Origin of the sequence: Trinickia sp. NRRL B-1857 (assembly GCF_050470685.1) — a bacterium.
Classification (GTDB): domain Bacteria; phylum Pseudomonadota; class Gammaproteobacteria; order Burkholderiales; family Burkholderiaceae; genus Trinickia.
In genome coordinates this window covers 2,851,436-2,870,425 of the sequence record NZ_JBFLUK010000001.1, presented here as the reverse complement: position 1 = coordinate 2,870,425, position 18,990 = coordinate 2,851,436, and the positions used below count along the sequence as shown (strand labels likewise).

General features: G+C 64.4%; 20 protein-coding genes. 10 read left to right on the top strand and 10 right to left on the bottom strand.

What is annotated here, in order from left to right; translation table 11 throughout:
* Window positions 1-74 precede the first annotated feature (74 nt).
* Both AB1286_RS12810 and AB1286_RS12805 read right to left on the bottom strand, forming a co-directional pair.
* Window positions 75-1,223 (bottom strand): branched-chain amino acid ABC transporter substrate-binding protein, encoded by a 1,149-nt coding sequence (locus AB1286_RS12810; RefSeq protein WP_430363640.1) that lies wholly within the window; start codon window positions 1,221-1,223, stop codon window positions 75-77.
* Between the two features lie 457 nt (window positions 1,224-1,680).
* Complete coding sequence (locus AB1286_RS12805) at window positions 1,681-2,796, bottom strand: NAD(P)H-dependent flavin oxidoreductase (RefSeq protein WP_430363639.1); 1,116 nt, start codon at window positions 2,794-2,796, stop codon at window positions 1,681-1,683.
* Between the two features lie 250 nt (window positions 2,797-3,046).
* Between AB1286_RS12805 and AB1286_RS12800 the strand changes: the two genes are divergently transcribed.
* On the top strand, window positions 3,047-3,742 hold the full coding sequence (locus AB1286_RS12800) for a dienelactone hydrolase family protein (RefSeq protein WP_430365054.1): 696 nt from the start codon (window positions 3,047-3,049) through the stop codon (window positions 3,740-3,742).
* A 65-nt stretch (window positions 3,743-3,807) separates the two neighbouring features.
* Here AB1286_RS12800 and AB1286_RS12795 read toward each other — a convergent pair whose 3' ends face one another.
* From AB1286_RS12795 to AB1286_RS12785, 3 genes are all read right to left on the bottom strand, one after another.
* Window positions 3,808-4,122, bottom strand: coding sequence for a high-potential iron-sulfur protein (locus tag AB1286_RS12795; RefSeq protein WP_430363638.1), 315 nt, complete (start codon window positions 4,120-4,122; stop codon window positions 3,808-3,810).
* Window positions 4,123-4,268: 146 nt separating this feature from the next.
* Entirely contained in the window at window positions 4,269-5,375 is a 1,107-nt protein-coding gene (locus AB1286_RS12790) for an NAD(P)/FAD-dependent oxidoreductase (RefSeq protein ID WP_430363637.1), read from the bottom strand.
* A 205-nt stretch (window positions 5,376-5,580) separates the two neighbouring features.
* Window positions 5,581-6,558 (bottom strand): AAA family ATPase, encoded by a 978-nt coding sequence (locus tag AB1286_RS12785; RefSeq protein WP_430363636.1) that lies wholly within the window; start codon window positions 6,556-6,558, stop codon window positions 5,581-5,583.
* A 360-nt stretch (window positions 6,559-6,918) separates the two neighbouring features.
* Between AB1286_RS12785 and AB1286_RS12780 the strand changes: the two genes are divergently transcribed.
* From AB1286_RS12780 to AB1286_RS12740, 9 genes are all read left to right on the top strand, one after another.
* Complete coding sequence (locus AB1286_RS12780) at window positions 6,919-7,515, top strand: hypothetical protein (protein WP_430363635.1); 597 nt, start codon at window positions 6,919-6,921, stop codon at window positions 7,513-7,515.
* 19 nt (window positions 7,516-7,534) lie between these two features.
* Window positions 7,535-8,335, top strand: a complete 801-nt coding sequence (locus tag AB1286_RS12775) for an endonuclease/exonuclease/phosphatase family protein (protein WP_430363634.1) — start codon at window positions 7,535-7,537, stop codon at window positions 8,333-8,335.
* A gap of 47 nt (window positions 8,336-8,382) precedes the next feature.
* Window positions 8,383-9,027 carry a LysE family translocator gene (locus AB1286_RS12770; RefSeq protein ID WP_430363633.1) on the top strand — a complete coding sequence of 215 codons (645 nt, stop codon included), beginning with the start codon at window positions 8,383-8,385 and terminating at the stop codon, window positions 9,025-9,027.
* 234 nt (window positions 9,028-9,261) lie between these two features.
* Entirely contained in the window at window positions 9,262-10,032 is a 771-nt protein-coding gene (locus tag AB1286_RS12765; RefSeq protein WP_430363632.1) for a ferredoxin--NADP reductase, read from the top strand.
* A 402-nt stretch (window positions 10,033-10,434) separates the two neighbouring features.
* The gene (locus tag AB1286_RS12760) at window positions 10,435-11,433 is read left to right on the top strand and encodes a sensor histidine kinase (protein WP_430363631.1); all 999 of its coding nucleotides are present in this window, start codon (window positions 10,435-10,437) and stop codon (window positions 11,431-11,433) included.
* 4 nt (window positions 11,434-11,437) lie between these two features.
* Window positions 11,438-12,094, top strand: coding sequence for a response regulator transcription factor RqpR (gene rqpR, locus AB1286_RS12755; RefSeq protein ID WP_430363630.1), 657 nt, complete (start codon window positions 11,438-11,440; stop codon window positions 12,092-12,094).
* A 142-nt stretch (window positions 12,095-12,236) separates the two neighbouring features.
* Window positions 12,237-13,637: an amino acid permease gene (locus tag AB1286_RS12750; RefSeq protein ID WP_430363629.1), complete on the top strand. Its 1,401-nt coding sequence runs from the start codon at window positions 12,237-12,239 to the stop codon at window positions 13,635-13,637.
* Between the two features lie 195 nt (window positions 13,638-13,832).
* On the top strand, window positions 13,833-14,405 hold the full coding sequence (locus tag AB1286_RS12745; RefSeq protein ID WP_430363628.1) for a CoxG family protein: 573 nt from the start codon (window positions 13,833-13,835) through the stop codon (window positions 14,403-14,405).
* Complete coding sequence (locus AB1286_RS12740; protein ID WP_430363627.1) at window positions 14,378-15,382, top strand: XdhC family protein; 1,005 nt, start codon at window positions 14,378-14,380, stop codon at window positions 15,380-15,382. The genes AB1286_RS12745 and AB1286_RS12740 overlap by 28 nt, the downstream gene beginning before the upstream one ends.
* Before the next feature lie 60 nt (window positions 15,383-15,442).
* On the opposite strand, the gene AB1286_RS12735 is transcribed toward AB1286_RS12740, so the two are convergent.
* The 5 genes from AB1286_RS12735 to fliE all read right to left on the bottom strand — a co-directional run bounded on the left by AB1286_RS12735 (window position 15,443) and on the right by fliE (window position 18,782).
* The gene (locus AB1286_RS12735; RefSeq protein ID WP_430365053.1) at window positions 15,443-15,820 is read right to left on the bottom strand and encodes an EscU/YscU/HrcU family type III secretion system export apparatus switch protein; all 378 of its coding nucleotides are present in this window, start codon (window positions 15,818-15,820) and stop codon (window positions 15,443-15,445) included.
* A complete protein-coding gene (locus AB1286_RS12730) occupies window positions 15,817-17,394 on the bottom strand; it encodes a flagellar hook-length control protein FliK (RefSeq protein WP_430363626.1) in 1,578 nt (525 codons plus the stop codon). The genes AB1286_RS12735 and AB1286_RS12730 overlap by 4 nt, the downstream gene beginning before the upstream one ends.
* A 93-nt stretch (window positions 17,395-17,487) precedes the next feature.
* Window positions 17,488-17,817, bottom strand: coding sequence for a flagellar protein FliT (locus AB1286_RS12725; protein WP_430363625.1), 330 nt, complete (start codon window positions 17,815-17,817; stop codon window positions 17,488-17,490).
* Window positions 17,814-18,251, bottom strand: a complete 438-nt coding sequence (gene fliS / locus AB1286_RS12720) for a flagellar export chaperone FliS (RefSeq protein ID WP_430363624.1) — start codon at window positions 18,249-18,251, stop codon at window positions 17,814-17,816. Before fliS ends, AB1286_RS12725 begins: the two co-directional genes overlap by 4 nt.
* Window positions 18,252-18,440: 189 nt before the next feature.
* Window positions 18,441-18,782 (bottom strand): flagellar hook-basal body complex protein FliE, encoded by a 342-nt coding sequence (gene fliE / locus AB1286_RS12715; RefSeq protein WP_430363623.1) that lies wholly within the window; start codon window positions 18,780-18,782, stop codon window positions 18,441-18,443.
* Window positions 18,783-18,990 lie beyond the last annotated feature (208 nt).

The following is an 18,990-nucleotide window of genomic DNA, read 5'->3' as shown; positions in this document are numbered from 1 at the left end:
GATCGCGCGTCCTTTCTCCGCCGGGCAAACCGCCGAAACGGTTTGCCTGCATCGATCGGTCGTGCTCGCGTCGATTACATCTTGACTTCGTTCAGCAGCGACTTCTTGCCGTCCTTGTAGTCATACAAGGAGATCACGCCGTGCTTCAGGTCGCCGTGGGCGTCGAATTGCGTTTCGCCGATCACACCCTTGTAGTCCGTCGCCGGCATCGCCGCGAGGATCTTCGCCGGATCGGTCGAGTTCGCGCGCTTCATCGCGTCGACGATGATGTAGATCGCGTCATACGTGAACGGTGCATAGATCTGGATCGGCACACCGAAACGCGCCTTGAACTTGGCCTGGAACTCTTCGCCGGCCTTGCCCATCTTCTCGAGCGAGCGGCCCGCTTCCGAGCACACGACGTTGTCGGTCGCGTCGCCGGCCAACGTGGCGAGCTGGTCGGTACAGACGCCGTCGCCTGCCAGGATCTTCGCCTTGATGCCGAGTTGCTTCGCTTGCTTGGCGAACGGGCCGCCGGTGGCGTCCATACCGCCGTACATGATCGCGTCGGCGCCTTCGCCCTTGATCTTCGTCAGAATCGCGCGGAAGTCGACAGCCTTATCGTTCGTCGCGTCATGCGAGAGCACCGTCATGCCGAGCGACTTCGCCGTCTTTTCGAATTCGTTCGCCAAGCCTTGGCCGTATGCCGTAGCGTCGTCGACGATCGCGACCTTCTTCAGCTTCAAATCCTTCGCTGCGTAGTTTGCGAGAGCGGGACCTTGCTGCGCGTCCGTCGCCACGACGCGGAACGTCGTCTTGAAGCCTTGCAGCGTATATTGCGGGTTCGTTGCCGACGGCGAGATTTGCACGATGCCTGCATCGCTGTAGATCTTCGATGCCGGAATCGACGTACCGGAGTTCAAGTGGCCGACCACGGCGACAACCTTGTCGTCGACGAGCTTCTGCGCAACTTGCGTAGCCGTACGCGGGTCAGCCGCGTCGTCTTGCGCGTCCAATTGCAGCGTGACCTTTTGGCCGCCGATGACGAGACCCTTCTTGTTGATTTCTTCGACAGCCAGACGAGCGCCGTTTTCGTTGTCCTTGCCGAGGTGGGCGATTTGGCCCGTCAGCGGCGCAACGTGACCGATCTTGACGATCTCGTCTGCCACGGCACCCGTTGCCATCGTCGCGAACAACATTGCAGCCGCGGTAATCGGCAACAGTTTTTGCATCTTGATATTCATGTAAGTCTCCGGTTTCGGTCCCAAAAACGACGTGATCGCCCGAATCCCCGCCTTCCCTCTTGTCTTTGTCGAAGGGGCAATTACGTCGGATGCATCGTCATGCACTTGGTGGTGCACGTGAGCCGGCGAGTTCGTGACAAGCCGTGCCTGCGTGCTGCGCGCAAGTGTAGGGCAACAAATTAAAGTTGGGGATTTTTTTGAGAAAGTGGGAAGACTACTAATAGCGCGCTTCGCAAAATATGCTTGCGGAAAGCGAGCCGACTGCCCGGAAAGCCACTAAGCATGCGGGTTTTCGAGCAGTCGGCAGTGCGGCGGCCGCGCAACAGTGCGGCGCTCAATTGAGAATTCGACCGGCTAAGCGGTTGAGCCGAATCAAAAAACCGCTTAAGAAAACATACAAACGCCATTCAGTCGTTCCGTAGACGAGCGGCTTATACGACGTCGATCCGTAGAGCCTTTATTCGGTCATCCCGATACGCGAAACCGCATTCGCGCAAGCTCGCCATTCAGCGTCGAGGGCGTCGACGAGTTCGGCGGCCCCGCCAAGCGCACGTCTTCCCCGCAGAAGCGGCGCGCCTTGCCCCGACCACAGCGAGAGGTAGTCGCCTCGATCGGCTTTGGCGGCCGCTTGCCGCAATTCCTGCGTCAGCGCGTTTTGCACGGGATAGGGCGCGACGCGTGCCGGCTCCGCCTCGAGCCGCTCCATCAACGTATTACGTATGCCGCGCGCATAGCGCCCCGTTATCGCGCGGGTCACCGACGTCGCGGTATCGCTGCTTGCGGCAAGCCGCCGGCGCCAATCCGGCGCGATCGCGCTCTCCGCGCACGGGAGAAACGCGGTCCCGAGTTGCGCGGCCTGTGCGCCGAGCGCGAGGGCAGCCGCGATCCCGCGCCCGTCCATGATGCCGCCGGCCGCCAACACCGGAATATCCAGCGCGTCGACGAGCTGCGGCACGAGCGCCATGGTACCGATCAGAGGATTGCGATCGGCGTCGATAAACGTGCCCCGATGGCCGCCCGCCTCGGCGCCTTGCGCACAGACGGCATCGGCACCCGCATCGCGCCAAGCGAGTCCCTCCGCCACGTGCGTCGCCGTGCCGATCACATAGCTGCCCGCGGCCTTCAGACGCGCCACGTCGGCCGCGTCGAGCACCCCGAACGTGAAGCTCACGACGGGAACGCGCAACGCGATCAGCCGATCGAGCTGGGCGCGAAACGCCGGCGCGCATCGCTCGGGCAGGCGGCCCGGCGGCAATCCGAACTCGGCGCGTAACGGGTCGATCGCATCGAGCGCGCGGCGCACCGCGGCTTCGTCGACCGCTTGCGAATCGAGCACGAAGAGGTTGACGCCGAACGGGCGAGAGGTCGCGGCTCGGATCTCAGCCACCTGAGCCGCCAGCTTCTCGGGCGTCATCGCGCCGGCGCCGAGGCAACCGAGCGCCCCCGCGTTGCTCGATGCGATCACCATCGCGGGTGTCGTCGCCCCCACCATCGGCGCCTGCACGAGCGGCAGGCGCAGATCGAAGCGTTCGGCGAACGCCGTGGGGTAACGGCTCGTTGCTCTCGTGTTCATCTCGACTCTCCTGGCTCCGTTCGATATGCGCGCCGGCTACCGCGCCGCAGTGGGGCCACTGTACGCCGAGCCCCCTCGCCCGAAAAATGAATTATCGAGATCGTTTCGTTCGCATTCGGTGAACGAGCCGCCAAGCTCCGTCGCGCCGCTCGGCCGCACAAGCGCGCGTCGGCCGCCTTCAGCAGCATTCGCGAATCGATGCGACACTGGCGACCCGAACGAAATTGCGAAACCGGAGTCCCGAATGAACGTGAAGACGCGATGGATGGAAATCGACGCCGGCGGCGGCGAACGCTACGACGGCTACTTGGCGCTGCCGCGCGCGGGCAAAGGCCCTGGGGTCGTCATCGTGCAAGAGATCTTTGGGGTGAATGAGCATATTCGGTCGGTGGCCGAACAATACGCCCTTGCAGGCTATGTCGCGTTCGCGCCAGATATCTTCTGGCGCAGCGAGCGGCGGGTCGAACTCGGCTACGAGGGTGCCGACCGTGACAAGGCCCTCGCGCTGCTCAAGCAAGTCGATGCCGGCCAGACCGTGGCCGATCTCGGTGCGGCGGCAAAGGCGCTGCGCGCGCTACCTGAAACGATCGGAAAAATCGGCGCCGTGGGCTTTTGCTTCGGCGGACAACTCGCGTACTTGATGGCGGCGCGCGGCACCGTCGACGCAGCCGTTGCCTACTATGGCGGCGGGATTCAAAACAAGCTCGACGAAGCGGCCAACATCCGCGTGCCGATGATGTTTCATTATGCGGAGCACGACTCGTCGATCCCGCAAACAGCTGTCGCCGAAGTGAAGCGACACTTCGCGGGTCACGCGAACGCGCAATTTCACGACTACGCGGGCGTGGGACACGGCTTCAATTGCTCAGACCGCTCCGCCTACGATCAGCATGCGTCGGCACTCGCGCACGGCCGCACGCTGGTGTTTCTCTCGTCTAGTTTGTAAGCGACGAAATATCGGCGCGGGAAACCGCGCCGATATTTTCATATTTCGCGTGAGCGCAGGCTCGATCAGGCCTTCTTCGAATACGCGCTGCACCAGCCCTTGCCGGCCACTTGCTTGCCGCCGAACATGGGACAAGGCGCGAAGGCATCTGCCGCCTTGCCTTGATAGAACTGGCAGTTGCTGCAAGTTTCGCCTGCGGCGTACTTCGGATACTTGGCCTTGTCGACCTTGGTCGCGTCCATCTTGTAGCCAAGCGCAACGGCGGTCGGATCGTTTTCCGCAACGTGCGGCGCATCGGCCAACGCCTCGCGCGAAGCCAATGCCAGCGCGGACACCGCGCCCAGACTCGTAATCAAAAACGTGCGACGGGAGGATTTCATGGGGGACTCTCCTTTATATGGTCCTACTCACCGCTGCTTCTTGCGGCAGCAGGGGGCAAGCATAGCAACGAAGCACGAATAACGCACCCGGGTTGACCAAATGTCGCGGATAAGTGGATGCGCCGAACCCTCGTGTCGCCTGCGTCTCAGGCGCGGCCGACCAGCTCGCAGACGCGCTGCGCGATCGCCAGCGATGCGGTCAACCCGGGCGACTCGATGCCGAACAAGTTAACGAGCCCGCGCACGCCATGCGCGGCCGGACCTTGGATCACGAAATCGGCGGCGCTCTCGCCCGGCCCCGACAGCTTCGGCCGAATCCCGGCATAGGCCGGCTGTAGCGCACCGTCGGGCAGCTCGGGCCAGTACTCGCGAATGGCCGCGTAAAACGAATCGGCGCGACGCGGATCGACGTCGTAATTGATCATATCGACCCATTCGACATCGGGACCGAAGCGCGCTTGGCCGCCGAGGTCGATCGTCAAATGCACGCCGAGGCCCGCTTCGTTGGGCATCGGATAGATCAGACGCGAGAACGGCGCGCGCCCCGACACGCTGAAGTAATTGCCGCGAGCCAAATAAAGCGGCGGGACGTGCCGCGCATCGAGGCCGCGGATCTTGCGGGCCAGCGCATTCGCATGCAAGCCGGCGCTGTTGATCACGCAGGCGGCGGACAGCGTCGTCGGCGATTCGCCGCCGACCGTCACGACAAAACGCCCGGCTCGCGCCTCGACCGATTCGACGGGCGAGTGAAATGCGCAGACGGCGCCGGCGCGCTCGGCGTCGCCTTGCAGCGCGAGCAAGAGCTGGTGGCTATCGACGATGCCCGTTTGCGGCGAGAACACGGCGGCTTCGCACTGCAAGGCCGGTTCGAGCTCCTGCGCATCGGCGCCGGTGAGCCGGATCAAATCGAGGACGCCGTTCTCTTTGCCGCGCGTTTCGATCGCGGCAAGTTGGGGCAATTGATTGCGTGCCGTTGCGACGAGCAGCTTGCCGCAGCGTTGATGCGGCACGCCGCGCGCCGCGCAATACTCATAGAGCATTTCGCGGCCGCGTACGCAAAGCGTCGCCTTCAGCGAACCGCGCGGATAGTACAGGCCTGCGTGAATCACTTCGCTATTGCGCGAACTCGTGCCGGTGCCGATCGCTTCGCTCGCTTCCAGTACGATCACCTCGCGGCCGCGCTCGGCGAGCTCACGCGCGATCGCTAGACCGACCACGCCCGCGCCGATCACCACACATTCGATCTCATCCATATTTTGTCGTCGCGACCCGTTCGGCCGCGCTTCTCCGTCCGCTTGCAACTTCGGTGGGAACATTTCGCGAGCGTAAGAACGTCCTGTCTCGCATCGTCGCGACTCGCGCGACAACGATATGTAAGGATCATTGTACGACGCTACGGCGTGCCGGCACCCCGCACGCGGAGCAAAGCGCCGTCTTAAAGGCCGAAAGAAACGGGTTTCAGAAACCGATCGGCCGGCGGCGCGCGCCGCGTTCGGGGCGGATATCGTCGGCGCGCACGGCGTCTCGTCCGTCGATCCGCGCCTCGCCGAATGCATGCAAAATCGCGCGGCGCATGTCACGCGGCGACGCACGCGAGAGCGCTTCGAGCGCATCGTCGTCCAGCCGCTCGGGAAAGCGCCGGCCCCATCCATGGGCCGTGCGCACTTCATCGTAGATCGTTTGGGCGATTCGGCGAGCCCCGTCGCGATCGGGCCGTGCGATTTCGTAGACGCTCATGCGGCTCAAGATGGGCTCGGGGATGCCGCGCTCGTCGTTGGCCGTCGCGATCCAAATAACTTGGCCGGCATTGATCGGCACTTCGGCGAACTCGTCGATAAAAGCCTGTGCGGTCTCGTGTTCGAGTAGCGCGTAGAGAGCGCCGAGCGGATCGTATTGCGAATCGGCACTCGCCTTGTCGATTTCGTCGACGACCATCACAGGATTCGCATAACTGCCGTTCACGAGCGTTTCGAAGACTTTGCCGGGCTTGGCGTTTTTCCACTGCGAGGAGGCGCCCGAAAGAATCCAGCCTGCCGTCAGCGAACTCATCGCGACGTATTGATGGGACGTCCCGAGCAATCGCGCGAGCGCTTTGGCGAAATGCGTCTTGCCGATGCCCGGATCGCCGAGCAAAAGAATCGGCATCAACTCGAGGCGGTCGTCGGTTTCGACGCAGAGCGCCATTTGCCGGCGCACGTCCTCGAGCGGATCGGCGAAGTTCGGCAGCGCATCGATGAGCGCATCGATCGCGGGCATGCGCGTCGGTTTCACGCAAAACCGCAAATTCCCGACCTTCAGCATTTTCTCGTAAGTCGTACGCAGTGCCTCGTTCGCCCCATCGGTCAATTCGCTCAACGCCGTCTCGACCCGATCCAGGTCGTACACCTTGCTGAACGACGCCACTGCGATCTCTTGTTTCACCACGGCTGTCGTCATCGCTCACCTCCCATGCCATTGCCAAGCGCATGTACTGATCGAGCGCGCCCCGTGGTTCCATGGTGCTTTCATCCGTCCCCGGCCTTGAGGCGGCGCATCGTTCGCTACTTCGCGATTTCAGTGTAATCAAGCAAGTTCCATGCGAAAAGCCAGCAGCGCGTCGGGCGTGCTGCTAATAACGAACTGAGCGGCGCGAACCCAAACAATAGGCGGCAATCGGTTGCAATCGGTAGCAATCGGCCGCGCAAGCGAATCGGGCGCGCCGGCGCCGTCCGTGCGCCGGGTATGCCGATAGGCGTAAGATGGACGCTTGTCGTCTCGCGCTGAAGTATTCGTTCTCGCGCGAAGGAGAAGGGTTCGATGGCGCGTTTTACCCGGATGACCGCCGGTTTCGGCGGCCCCCTCGCCCGCATGATGGGCATGTTCGCGGCGCTTGCGCTGGCAAGCGCCATGGCCGCGAGCAACGCGACAGCGGCGGCCGATCAGGGCGCATCCAGCGGTGCAGCGGCTGCTCCCGCCGCCGGCAGCGTCGACGACACCCCTACGGCCGTCAGCTGGAAACTCGACGTGCTGCGCGACGGGCAGACGATCGACACGTTCGAAGCCTCGACGATGGTCGGCCAAACGTTCAGCGACACCCACCATCACGAGATGCAACATCGCGTCGGCTGCAAAGACAATCCCGCGGGCGGCATCGATCTTGCACGGACGGTATCGGTTTCGCCCGTGGCCGCCGATGTCGGCGGCGTGACGCTCGCCATCGATGCCGACGAAACGATCGAAGACGATGCGGCACCCACTACACCGGAAGGCTGCGCGCTGCCGCCGCAGCCGCGGCGCCTGAACGCGAGCCATCCCGGTCTTTTCGTGCCGGTCGGCGAAGCGGCCGATTGGACGTTGATCGATAAGAATCCGACGCTCGTCTATCGCGTGCATGCGAGCGTCTCGTCACACTAACGGTTGGAACGGACGCTGCATGCGAAACCCCGAAGAATTGACGGCGGCCACCCCGCATAAGAAAGAGTTCGTCGCGGTAAGCTGGAATTTGCACAAGGGCCGCTCGCCGCTAGGCTTCACGGCATGGAAGGCGATGCAGCGCTGGGTCGAATCGACGCATGCCGACGTCTACTTCCTACAAGAAGCCATGGCGCGCCGCATGCCGGGCCCCGTGCTCGCGACGAGCTTCGGTGCGCCGGTGCACGAACCGCTGGCCGACGTCTGGCAATGTCAGGCGACGGAGATCGCGCACGCGCTCGACCTCGAAATCGCACTCGGTCCGAATGTGTTCAAGCCTTCTTGGCGACATGGCAACGCGATTCTCTCGCCCCATCCGCTCGATCTGGGCGGGCGCTGGGATATCTCGGCGCACCGGTTCGAACGCCGGGGCCTGCTGGTTGCGCGCGCGAGCTTCGCCGGGCGCTCGGTGACGCTGCTATGCGCGCACCTTGCGCTCACGCGCTCGGCGCGCGTTCGTCAGATGAATTGGATCGCGCACTGGATCGCCCGCGAGGCACCGGATGGGCCCCTGGTACTCGCCGGGGACTTCAACGATTGGCGCAACGATTCGGTTCCGATCTTCGGCGAACACGGGCTCGTAGAGGTCTCGACACTCCTCGGACAGCCTGCCCGCACGTTCCCGGCGTTTTCGCCGGCCCTTGCGCTCGACAAAATGTTCGTGCGTGGCATGCACCCTATCGCTTGCGTGCAACCCGCGCAGGAAACGGCGTGGCTTTCGGATCACCTGCCTTATATCGCTCGACTCGAATTGCAGGACTAAGCGGCCGAGTTGCGTTAGATTAAGCGTTTTTGCCGCGTGTCAAAGTGATGCACTACCTGCCTATCCTCGCGCAAATCGCCGTCATTTATTTGATCGCGGCGGCCAGCCCCGGGCCGAACTTTTTCATGGTCACGCAATTGTCGCTCGCGGGCAGACGCGGCCTGGGCGCGGCATCGGCGCTCGGCGTGTGCACGGCATCCATGCTCTGGGTCACGCTCGCGATGCTCGGTTTGGCCGCCGTGCTGCAACGCTTGGAATGGCTCGATACGGGCGTACGCGTGGCCGGTGCCCTCTACCTGATCTATTTCGGCCTCAAGCTGCTGCGTTCGAGCACCCGCCGCGGCGTTGCGCCGCAGGCGTCCGAACACGCGAGCGAAAACATCCCGCACGACGCCGCCGCGTGGCTCCGCGCCTATCGCTCAGGCTTCGTCACGTGCGTCACGAACCCGAAGTCGTGCGCGTTCTGGACGAGCGTATTCGCGGCGATGTTTCCGAAGCACCCGCCGCTGTGGTTCTACGGCGCCGTTTTCGCGACGATCGGCTCGCTTTCGGCCGGCTGGTATTGCGGCATGGCGTTCATGTTCGCCACCGAGCGTACCCAGCGCGGCTACCGCAAGCTGCGCCGCCCGATCGACGGGTTTTGCGGTGCGGCGCTCGTCGGGCTTGGCGCGAAGCTCGTCGCCGAGCGTTGAGCGCGAAGCCGTAACGTCGCGCGCATCCACCCGCAACAAGGCCTCGCTTGCGCCAGCAATCCGGGCCCAAAAACCCTACGCGACACCGGTGTGTCTCAGGCGCGGTAAAATGCCGGGTTTTCAGCGTCGCGAGACGCATCCCGCGTCAGCCCTTCGCCCTAGCCTAGCCCCCGCCGGCCAGAGCGTTCGTGTGCCGAGCGCTTTGGTGCCACCCCTTCGCACTTTCACGTAGCCATGAGCAACCTGAACCCGCAAACCGTCCTCTCCGTCCACCACTGGACCGATACGTTGTTCAGCTTCACCTGCACCCGCGACGCGTCGTTTCGCTTCGAAAACGGGCAATTCACGATGGTCGGGCTCGAAGTCGACGGCAAGCCCTTGATTCGCGCCTACAGCATGGCGAGCGCGAACTATGAAGAAAATCTCGAATTCTTGAGCATCAAGGTGCCCGACGGCCCGCTCACCTCGCGTTTGCAACACTTGAAGGTCGGCGACCAAGTGCTGATCGGCAAGAAGCCCACGGGCACGCTGATGGCCGACAACCTGCTGCCCGGCAAGACGCTCTGGCTGCTCTCGACGGGCACCGGCCTCGCGCCGTTCATGTCGATCATCAAGGACCCGGGCGTCTACGACCGCTACGAGAAGGTCGTGCTGACGCACACCTGCCGTTTCGTGGACGAGCTGGCCTACAAGGAATACATCACCGACCACTTGCCGGCCCATGAGGACATCGGCGAGCTCGTGCGCGAAAAGCTCGTGTACTACCCGACCGTCACGCGCGAGACGTTCCACAACCGCGGCCGGATCACCGAACTCATCGATACGAAGAAGCTGTTCGAAGACCTGAACGTGCCGCCGTTCTCGCTCGAGAACGATCGCGTCATGCTGTGCGGCAGCCCGCACATGCTGCGCGACACGCGCGAGCTGCTCGACGGCCTGGGCTTCAAGGAAGGCAGCAACAACGAGCCGGGACACTACGTCGTCGAAAAGGCGTTCGTCGGCTAAACGAGAGCGCGCCGCTGTGCGGCCCGGCCTCCCCTCTCGGGCACGCCGCTCGGCGTTCCCGGCACCGAAACCGGAGCTTCCGTGCTCCGGTTTTTTCATTTGGAGGCGGCAAATCGCCTCGCCTCTGTTGTTACATTTACCTGCGCGTCACCCGCATTCCTTCGTAGGAATTTTTCCTACAGCCAAAAACGCCAAGCCTGTCAATCGGGGCGTGCTGAACCGTTGTAACGCTCAACATTCGGGAATTTTCGCCAATTATGGGATATGATCCGCCCCGAAGAAGGGTCGAATGGAATCGGTTCGGCACGGCGATTCATGTGTTACCAGATGTAAGTTTCGTTACGCGGTACGTCGTCTTTTCCGGCGCCGCGATGTACAAAATTTGAGGTTGTGTTCTTCGCGATGAGTCAACGTCTGGCTAATTCCGCCCGGCAACGCCCGCCCTCGGACGTTTCGACGGTTGTTCCGCTTGTCGCCGGCGCGATATCGGCGGCGGCACGCGAGGCGGATCGTCCCCGCCGACGCGGCGACCGTCTTCACGTCGCCCAGGCCGCTCCGGCCGATTTTTCGGCCGAGCGCAAGAGCGACAGCGCCGATCGAAGCAAACGTGAGCACACGGCCGATATGGCCGAGGCGCGCGAGGAAATCAAACGCCACGTCGCTCGTGAACTGCACGACGGTCTCGGCGCCGAGTTGACGGCGGCGCGCTTTGCGCTCGCCAACGTCGAACATGCCCTTGCTCAGTGCGGGGCCACGGCTGCCGCGATTAGCGCACTCGCGCTGGCGCAGCAGTCGCTGGACGCGGCCTGTGAAGCAGGCCGCCGCCTGGTCCAAGAACTGCACGAACCGAATGTCGAAGGCGGCATCGTCGCCGCGCTCGCGCAATGGACACGCGCCTTCTCCGAGCGCACGGGCTTGGCCACGAGCTTCGTCTGCGCAGCCGACGTGCGTCTCACGCAATTACCCGACGATGCCGCGCTTGCCGTGATGCGCGTCGCCCAAGAAGCGCTGAACAATGTCGCCAAGCACGCCGATGCGCACTGCGCCGACGTCCGCATCCAAACCGACGCCAAGCGCTTAGTGCTCATCATCGAGGACGACGGCCGCGGCATGCCGCCCAGAGCGCGCCGCGCCGGTGCGCCCGACTCGATCAACGCGCGGGGTTTCGGCCTGCCCGGGATGCGGGCCCGATGCGAAGGCTTCGGCGGCGCGCTGCGCATCGCCTCGCGGCTGCGCGACGAATCCTCGCCGCCGTGGCATGCGCTGCGGCCGGCCGACGAAAACGCGCCGGCCGCGCGCTCGGGCACGACCGTACGCGCCCATTTCCTGTGGGCCGCGATGGCACACGACCGCGACGCCTCGACCGGCCGCGCCGCAACCCGCGTGACGCGCGCGAGGTAAGGCGATGACGCTCAAAATCTTGCTCGTCGACGACCATGCCATCGTCCGCCAAGGCGTTCGTCAGCTGCTGCTCAACCATGCCGTCGCACGCGAAGTCGTCGAAGCGGACAGCGGCGCGCAAGCGCTGGCGAGCCTCGACATCGACCCGTTCGATATCATCTTGCTCGACATCTCGTTGCCGGACATGAACGGCGTCGAAGTCCTCAAACGGCTCAAACGCCGGCAACCGCGTACGCCGGTCATGATGTTCTCCATGTACCGCGAAGATCAGTACGCCGTGCGTTCGCTCAAGGCCGGCGCGTCCGGCTATCTGTCCAAGACCGTCACGGCTTCGCAGATGATCGACGCGATCCGTCAAGTGGCGGCCGGCCGCAAATACGTCAGCCCGGCGCTCGCCGAAGCGCTGGCCGATTACGTTTCGTTCGACAGCGATCAATTGCCGCACGAAAAGCTCTCCGACCGAGAGTATCAAACGCTGTGCATGCTGGCCTCGGGCAAGCGACTGACCGATATCGCCCATGCCCTCTCGCTGTCGGTGAAGACGGTCAGCGTCTACCGAGCCCGGCTGCTCGAAAAGATGAAGCTCAACAACAACGCCGAATTGACCTTTTACGTGATGAGCAACCGGCTTGTCGATCTCAATCCGGCCATGACGGGCTGAAATTAGGGCGTTACCCACTGTTCCTCAGACTTTTCCGATTCCGCTGGTTGCACCCGGTATCGACGGCCGGATCAGCTAGAATCTAGGGTTTTTCCGCACAGAGTTGCACCATGGGGTGCAACCACTTGGAGACCCTCGCCCTATGTCCCTCTTCCGCAAGAAAAACGTCGAGCAGATGATTGCCAGTGCCGAGCGCACCGGCCTGAAGAAGGCGCTCGGCGCGCTCGACCTCACGTTCCTCGGTATCGGCGCGATCATCGGCACCGGCATTTTCGTGCTGACGGGCACGGGCGCCGTGCAAGCCGGCCCCGCGTTGATGATTGCCTTTCTCATCGCCGCGGTGGCGTGCGCATTGGCGGGTCTAGCGTATGCGGAATTCGCGTCGACGATCCCCGTCGCCGGCTCCATCTACACCTACTCGTACGCGACGCTCGGCGAACTCGCCGCCTGGATCATCGGCTGGGACTTGATGCTCGAATACGGGTTGGCCACCTCGGCCGTCTCGGTCGGCTGGTCCGGCTATCTCCAATCGCTGGTGGCCGGCTTCGGGCTCAAGTTGCCGGTGGCGCTCTCGGCGGCGCCCGGCGCGGTCGCAGGCGCGACGACGCTGTTCAACCTGCCCGCATTCCTCGTGATGATGGTCATTACGACGCTGCTTTCCGTCGGCGTGCGCGAATCCACTCGCGTGAACAACATCATGGTCGGGATCAAAGTCTTGGTCGTGCTGGCCGTCATCGCCGTGGGCGTATTTCATGTGCAGCCGGCCAACTGGCATCCGTTCATGCCGCACGGCTGGCACGGCGTATTCGGCGCCGCCGCCGTGATGTTCTTCGCGTTCATCGGTTTCGATTCCGTATCGTCGGCAGCCGAGGAAGTCAAAAATCCGAAGCGAGACCTGCCGATCGGCATCATCGCGTCGCTCGCGATCTGCGCCGTGCTGTACGTGGCCGTGGCGGCCGTCGTGACGGGCATCGTTCCGGCGCCGCGCTTCGCCGACAACATCGCGCATCCGGTTTCGTACGCGCTGCAAGTCGCCGGCGAAAACTGGGTGGCCGGCTTCATCGATCTGGGCGCCGTCCTCGGCATGCTGACCGTGATCCTGGTCATGAGCTACGGTCAAACGCGGATCATCTTCGCGATGTCGCGTGACGGCCTGCTGCCGCAGGTGCTCTCGCGCGTACATCCCCGGTTCGCCACGCCCGTGACGACGACCTGGCTCGTCGGCATCTTCTTCGGCCTCATCGGCGCCCTCGTGCCGTTGAACGTGCTGGCCGAACTCATCAACATCGGCACGTTGGCGGCCTTCTCGATGGTATCGATCGCCGTACTCGTGCTGCGTCGCACGCACCCCCATCTGCCGCGCTCGTTCCGCTGCCCCGGCGTGCCCGTCGTGCCGCTGCTCGCCGTGGCCGCATGTGTATTCCTGATGGTCAATTTGCAGCTCATCACGTGGATCGCCTTCGTGGTGTGGCTCGCGATCGGCTTGGCCGTCTATTTCGGCTACTCGCGCAAGCATTCGCTGCTGGCCCGCGACAAGCGCTAAGCGCCCCCCCGCTTCTCCCCACGGCATCGGCATCCCCGATGCCGTTTTTCTTTGCACACGGCTTGCTGGCCCCACGCGAGTGCGGCCGAGTGAACTTGCTCGCGCTGCGCGGTCCATAATGACTAAGTTCCGCTAACAACGTCCGACGCTCAGTTGACGAGCGCCGGCCTTCCCTATTGAAGGAGGAGCAACGCAATGGAATTGACGGAAAGCTATACGCTACCTGTGCCGCCGCAACGGGCGTGGGAAGCGCTAACCGATGCGGCCATCTTGCGCGCGTCGATTCCCGGCTGCGAAGACATTCAAGCCGACGGGGAAAACGGCTTCACCTTGGCCGTCAATCTGGGCGCAGATGGGGTCGGCACCCGATTCAAGGGCCGGGTACGACTGACGGAAGTGGATTCGCCCGGGGCGCGCACGTTGCTGTTCGAGCTCGATTCGCCGGTTGCGGGCGCCGGCAACGGCGGCGGACCGCACGGGGCAAGGCTGCGGCTCGAAGCAGACGGGGATGCGTCGAGCACGCTGCTCTATACGGCGTACGCGCAAACGCTGCACGCCGACGGGACAAGCCCGGCCGATTCCGTCGTGCGCCACGTCGCCGACGAATTCTTCAAGCGCTTCACGGCGCATTTGAGCGCGTTCGACAAACCGCTACCGAGCGATGCGCCGCAGCCGGCCGGACCGTCGGGGCAACATGCGGCCGTGTTCGAGTCGGCACCGGCCGGCAAGGGAGGAAAGTCGTGGAAAGCATGGACCTCGAGGTCCTGAATACGAGCGCACGCTGGCTGGCCGAGGGCCAGCGCGTGCTGATCGCTACCGTCGTTCGCACCTGGGGCTCCTCGCCGCGTCCCGAGGGCGCGATGCTCGCGATCCGGGGGGATGGTCTCGTCGTCGGCTCGGTATCCGGCGGATGTATCGAGGACGACCTGATCGAGCGCCTGCGGCGCGGCGAAATCGACCTGGCGCGGCCCAGCCTCACGCGTTACGGCGTGGCGGCCGAGGAGGCGCATCGCTTCGGGCTGCCTTGCGGCGGCACGCTCGAACTCGTGCTCGAACCGCTGAGCGCTGCAAGCGGCATCGACGCATTTTGCGAGGCGCTCGCGGGCGGCGCGCTCGTGACGCGCACGCTCGAGATGGCAAGCGGACGCGCGACGCTGTCGCCGGCCGCCGCCACGGACGGCGTGCGGTTCGACGGCGAGCGGCTCGTGACGGTCCACGGCCCGCGCTATCGCATGCTCGTCATCGGCGCGGGGCAGCTATCGCATTACTTGGCATCGATGGCCGTCGGGCTCGACTATCGCGTGACGATCTGCGATCCGCGAGAGGAATATACCGAAGAGTGGAACGTGCCCGGCACCGAAATCGTGCGCATGATGCCCGACGATGCGGTCTTGGACATGAAGCTCGACCGGCGCTCGGCCGTGGTTGCACTGACGCACGATCCGAAGCTCGACGATCTCGCACTGATGGAGGCGCTCAGGACGCCGGCGTTTTACGTGGGTGCACTGGGTTCTCGCCGCAACAATGCGGCACGGCGCGATCGCCTGCGCGAGTTCGATTTGAGCGAGGGACAATTGGCGAGGCTTCATGGGCCCGTGGGCATCTATATCGGCAGCCGTACCCCGCCGGAGATCGCCATTTCGATTCTTGCCGAAGTGACGGCGGCAAAAAACGGCATCTCGCTGCCGACCATGCTGCAAGTGGAAGGCGCTAAGGCGGCGCGCGAACAGGCGCTGGCCGGATAATAAAGACAAGCCCTCGGCGCTCGCCTCGAAGCGGCGGCGCTAGCGTGCGAGGCGCCTGAACTAACGGGGCAATAACGGATAGTCGGAGGCGGATAGCGGCGGGCTATTCGGCTCGGCGCTCGCGGATGCCGTCGTGGCGGCCGCATCGGAGCCGGCGCTGTCGTCGGCTATTCCGCTCTCGAGGCGGTACAGCCAAGCCAACAACTCAGCTACGGCTTTGTAAAGCTCCGGAGGAATACGCGAGTCGAGATCGACCTGCATCAACAGCGACACCATCTCCGGCGCCCGATGGACATAGAGGCCGGCTTCCTGCGCACGTTGAATGATCATCTCCGCGACGAGCCCATAGCCCTTCGCAACGACGCGCGGCGCTTTATCGCCGCCTTTCGCGTCGTAGGCGAGCGCCGCCGCGCTTACGCGCCGTTCGCGCCGGCTCATGATCCACCCCATTCAAACGGATCGTCGAACAGACGATCGATCGGCGACGGCACCGGACCGCGCCTGGCTGAGGCCTCGGCATCGCCGGGTTGCGCGCCGCCGCTCCTGGCCGGATCGAGGCCGCCGTCACGCACTTCCACGTCCGAGACATCCGACATATCCGATTCGGTTGAGACGCCTTTTCCGGCCTGGCTCGCATCGGTCTCGGCCTGCGCCGCGGCACGCGCATAAGCCGAAGTCGCGGCCGACGCCCCCCCGCCCGGCGCCGCCGGCGCCGTCCCGCCTATCTCGCGGATCTGTAGTCCCGCCAATTCGATCCCCGCGGCTTGCAGCCGCTCGCCGAACGATGCGCCGCCCGAAGCGAGCCGCGCCGCGCCGCCGGGACTCGCCTGCACACGCACGATCAGCTGCGTGCCGGTCAAGACGAGATCGGCGTCGACGGTGCCGAGCGTCGGCAACGCAAGCGTCACGCGCGTGCGCCAAGTCTGCTCGGCGTCTTCGGCTTCGCCCGACTGAGCGCGCCGCTCGCGTTCGGGTTCGATCGTCCAGTCGAGCTTCGCGCCCGGCCACACCTCGCCGGTCCAGCGAAATTGCTGCGTGGCGAGCACGTCGAGTTGCTGACGGACAAGCGGAATCGTAGCCGGATGGATCGAGGCGGCAATCGACGCGCGCAGGTCCGGCGGTAAGTTCACCGCGTGCCCGGCGCCCGAGCCGCCGAAGGCTGCTTCTTCGAGAAGCGTGGTTTGTGTCCCGCGCCAAGCGGCGCCTTCCGCGCTCGCGCCCGGGTGCGCCGCGGCGCCGAAGACGGGTAGCGACAACTGCGGGGGCAACTCATGCGGCAGCCAGCCGCCGCCGGCGGGCACCGAAGCCCCGGATCCCGGCCAACCGGGCGTACCGGGGGCCGCACCGCCGTCCGCCGGGGTATCCCAGTCGAGCGGCAGTTGAATGGCCTCGGCGGCGAGCCGCGTTTGGGGTTCGCTCGCGAGCGCGTCGGCGGGATACCCGCCGCTTAGCCACTGCGCGAGATGCGATTCGTAAAAGAGTCCAGATCCGTTGACGGTCTGTTCGAGCGCGTCGGCCAACGCCTGCACCGGCATCGCCGTGGCGGCCGCGCCGACCGCGCTCGATGCGCCCGCCGATTCCGTTTGCGCAGCGGCGGAAGTGCCGGCAGGCGCCCCTGCGGCAGGCGTGCCTGCGGCGGCTGTCCCTGCGCCTGCCGTAGCCGCGGCATCGGTCGGAGCGCCTTGAGCCGACGGCCCGCCCGAAGGCGTATCGATCGCAGGTGGCGAGGGCCAAATCGGCGCCTCGCCGATGACGGCGGGGGTGGCCTCTCCGCCGAAGCGCGAAATGGCGTCGAGCGTGAGCGCGACTTCGGACAAAATGGCCTGCGCGGAAGCGGGAGGCGGGGCATCGAGCAGCGCGGCGGCCGCATTGGCCGGCGCCGGCACGTCGACGGTCAACCCCGTCGCCCCCGATTGCGTCGGGCTCGTGCGCCCCCCCGCACTCACGCTGTCGAGCACGCTTTCGATGCGGCCGACGAGCATTGAGGCGAGAGCTGAGTCGATTCCTGTCATGCCGCGTCCTTGCGCCGCCGTTCAGGCGCCTACCCTCATTGCGCGGGCGGTGCGCCGCGGGCCGGGAAAAATCGTGGGATCAACCGTGGGCGCTCAGCGCGCGCCGAACAGTTCCTTGAGCACGTGCGCCGGGCGACGTGCCGAAAAAAATGCGGACAAGCGCGCCACGCTCGGGTTGAGCAGGTCGCGAATCGCGGCATCGTCGGCCAAAATCTGGCGAATCAAATCGTATTTGCGCAATCTTTCGTGTTCGTCGAGCGACAGCCCCGCGTCCACCTCGCACAGCGCATCGACGAGCGCACGGTACTCCTCCTGGAGTTCCGTCAGTTCGTTCCAGAGCGCGTCGCGGGCCGCCGAAAGCATGCGCGCCGAGACAGCGGCGATCGCCTCATAGCGAGCAAAATAGTCTGCTTTGGAATTCATCGCTGCGCGTCCGCCTGCCCCTGCTGCGCCATGATCCGCGCCGCTTCTACGCCGATGCCGATCCATGCTTCCTCGAGCGTCGCGAGCAGACCGTCCACTTCGATCAGCATCGCTTCGCTCCCAGCGATGTTCGCCTCGAGCAATCTGCGCGTCATATAACTATAAAGGGCGTCGAGCCGCTGGGCGATGTCGCCGCCGACGTCCTTGTTCAGCGATGCCTGCAAGCCGCTGCCGATGATCCCGATGGCCTTGCTGATCGCCTCGCCGCGCGGGCCGATGTTGCCTTGCTGCAAATGCATGCGCGCTTGCGCGATGGCTTTGCGCGCGCCTTGGTACAGCATGAGGATCAATCGATGCGGATTTGCGCCCATCACCCCTGTCTCGACGCCGACGCGCGCATATGCACCCGCTCCAGCGTGTCCTTGGGAAAACATCGGCGCTTCTCCTTGTTGGTCGTGAATTAGCGAAACTCAAATCGGCAAAACGGGCGCTGACCACTCCCGACCCGTCCCTGCCGAGCGCGTCCTCGATACGAACGCGCAGGTCTTATCGCGGTTATCGGATCGCCTCGGGCAAAGCTTTAGCCACCCGCGAAGATGAAACCCTCGACAGCCGGCCAGGCCTCAAATCGACATCTGCATGATGTCGTTGTAAGCGGCAACCAGCTTGTTTCGGACTTGCAAGCCGAATTGCAGGCCGATGTTCGCCTTTTGCATGTCCACCATGACGTCGCTCAGCGAGACGTTCGGCGAACCGAGTTCGAACGCCTGCGACTCCCCGGCCGCCTTGTTCTGGTCGTCGCTGATCTTGTCGATCGAGCTCTTGAGCGCGGTGGCGAAGCTGCCGGCCGTCGCCGCCCCCGATGCCTGGCCGAGGTTGGCGGCCTTCGACTCGCCGGCTGCTTCGGCCGCCATGGACTGCATCTGTTGCAGCGCCGATGTAAGCGGATTGACTGGAACGGTCATGGTTTCTCCATAAAAAGGGCCAAAGGCTGATGCCGTCGGAATGCGCGGCGCACTGACCCATCACGGAGAGTGAGCATAGCAGCGGGCCCTCGCGCAAACCCGTGAAACTAGGGGGAAAACCCGCTTCTATTCGACTGATTCAGTTGCGTACCGACATGGATAATCCCCATCGTGAAAGTGTCCCGCCCGTCCCGACGCGGCTTCCAGC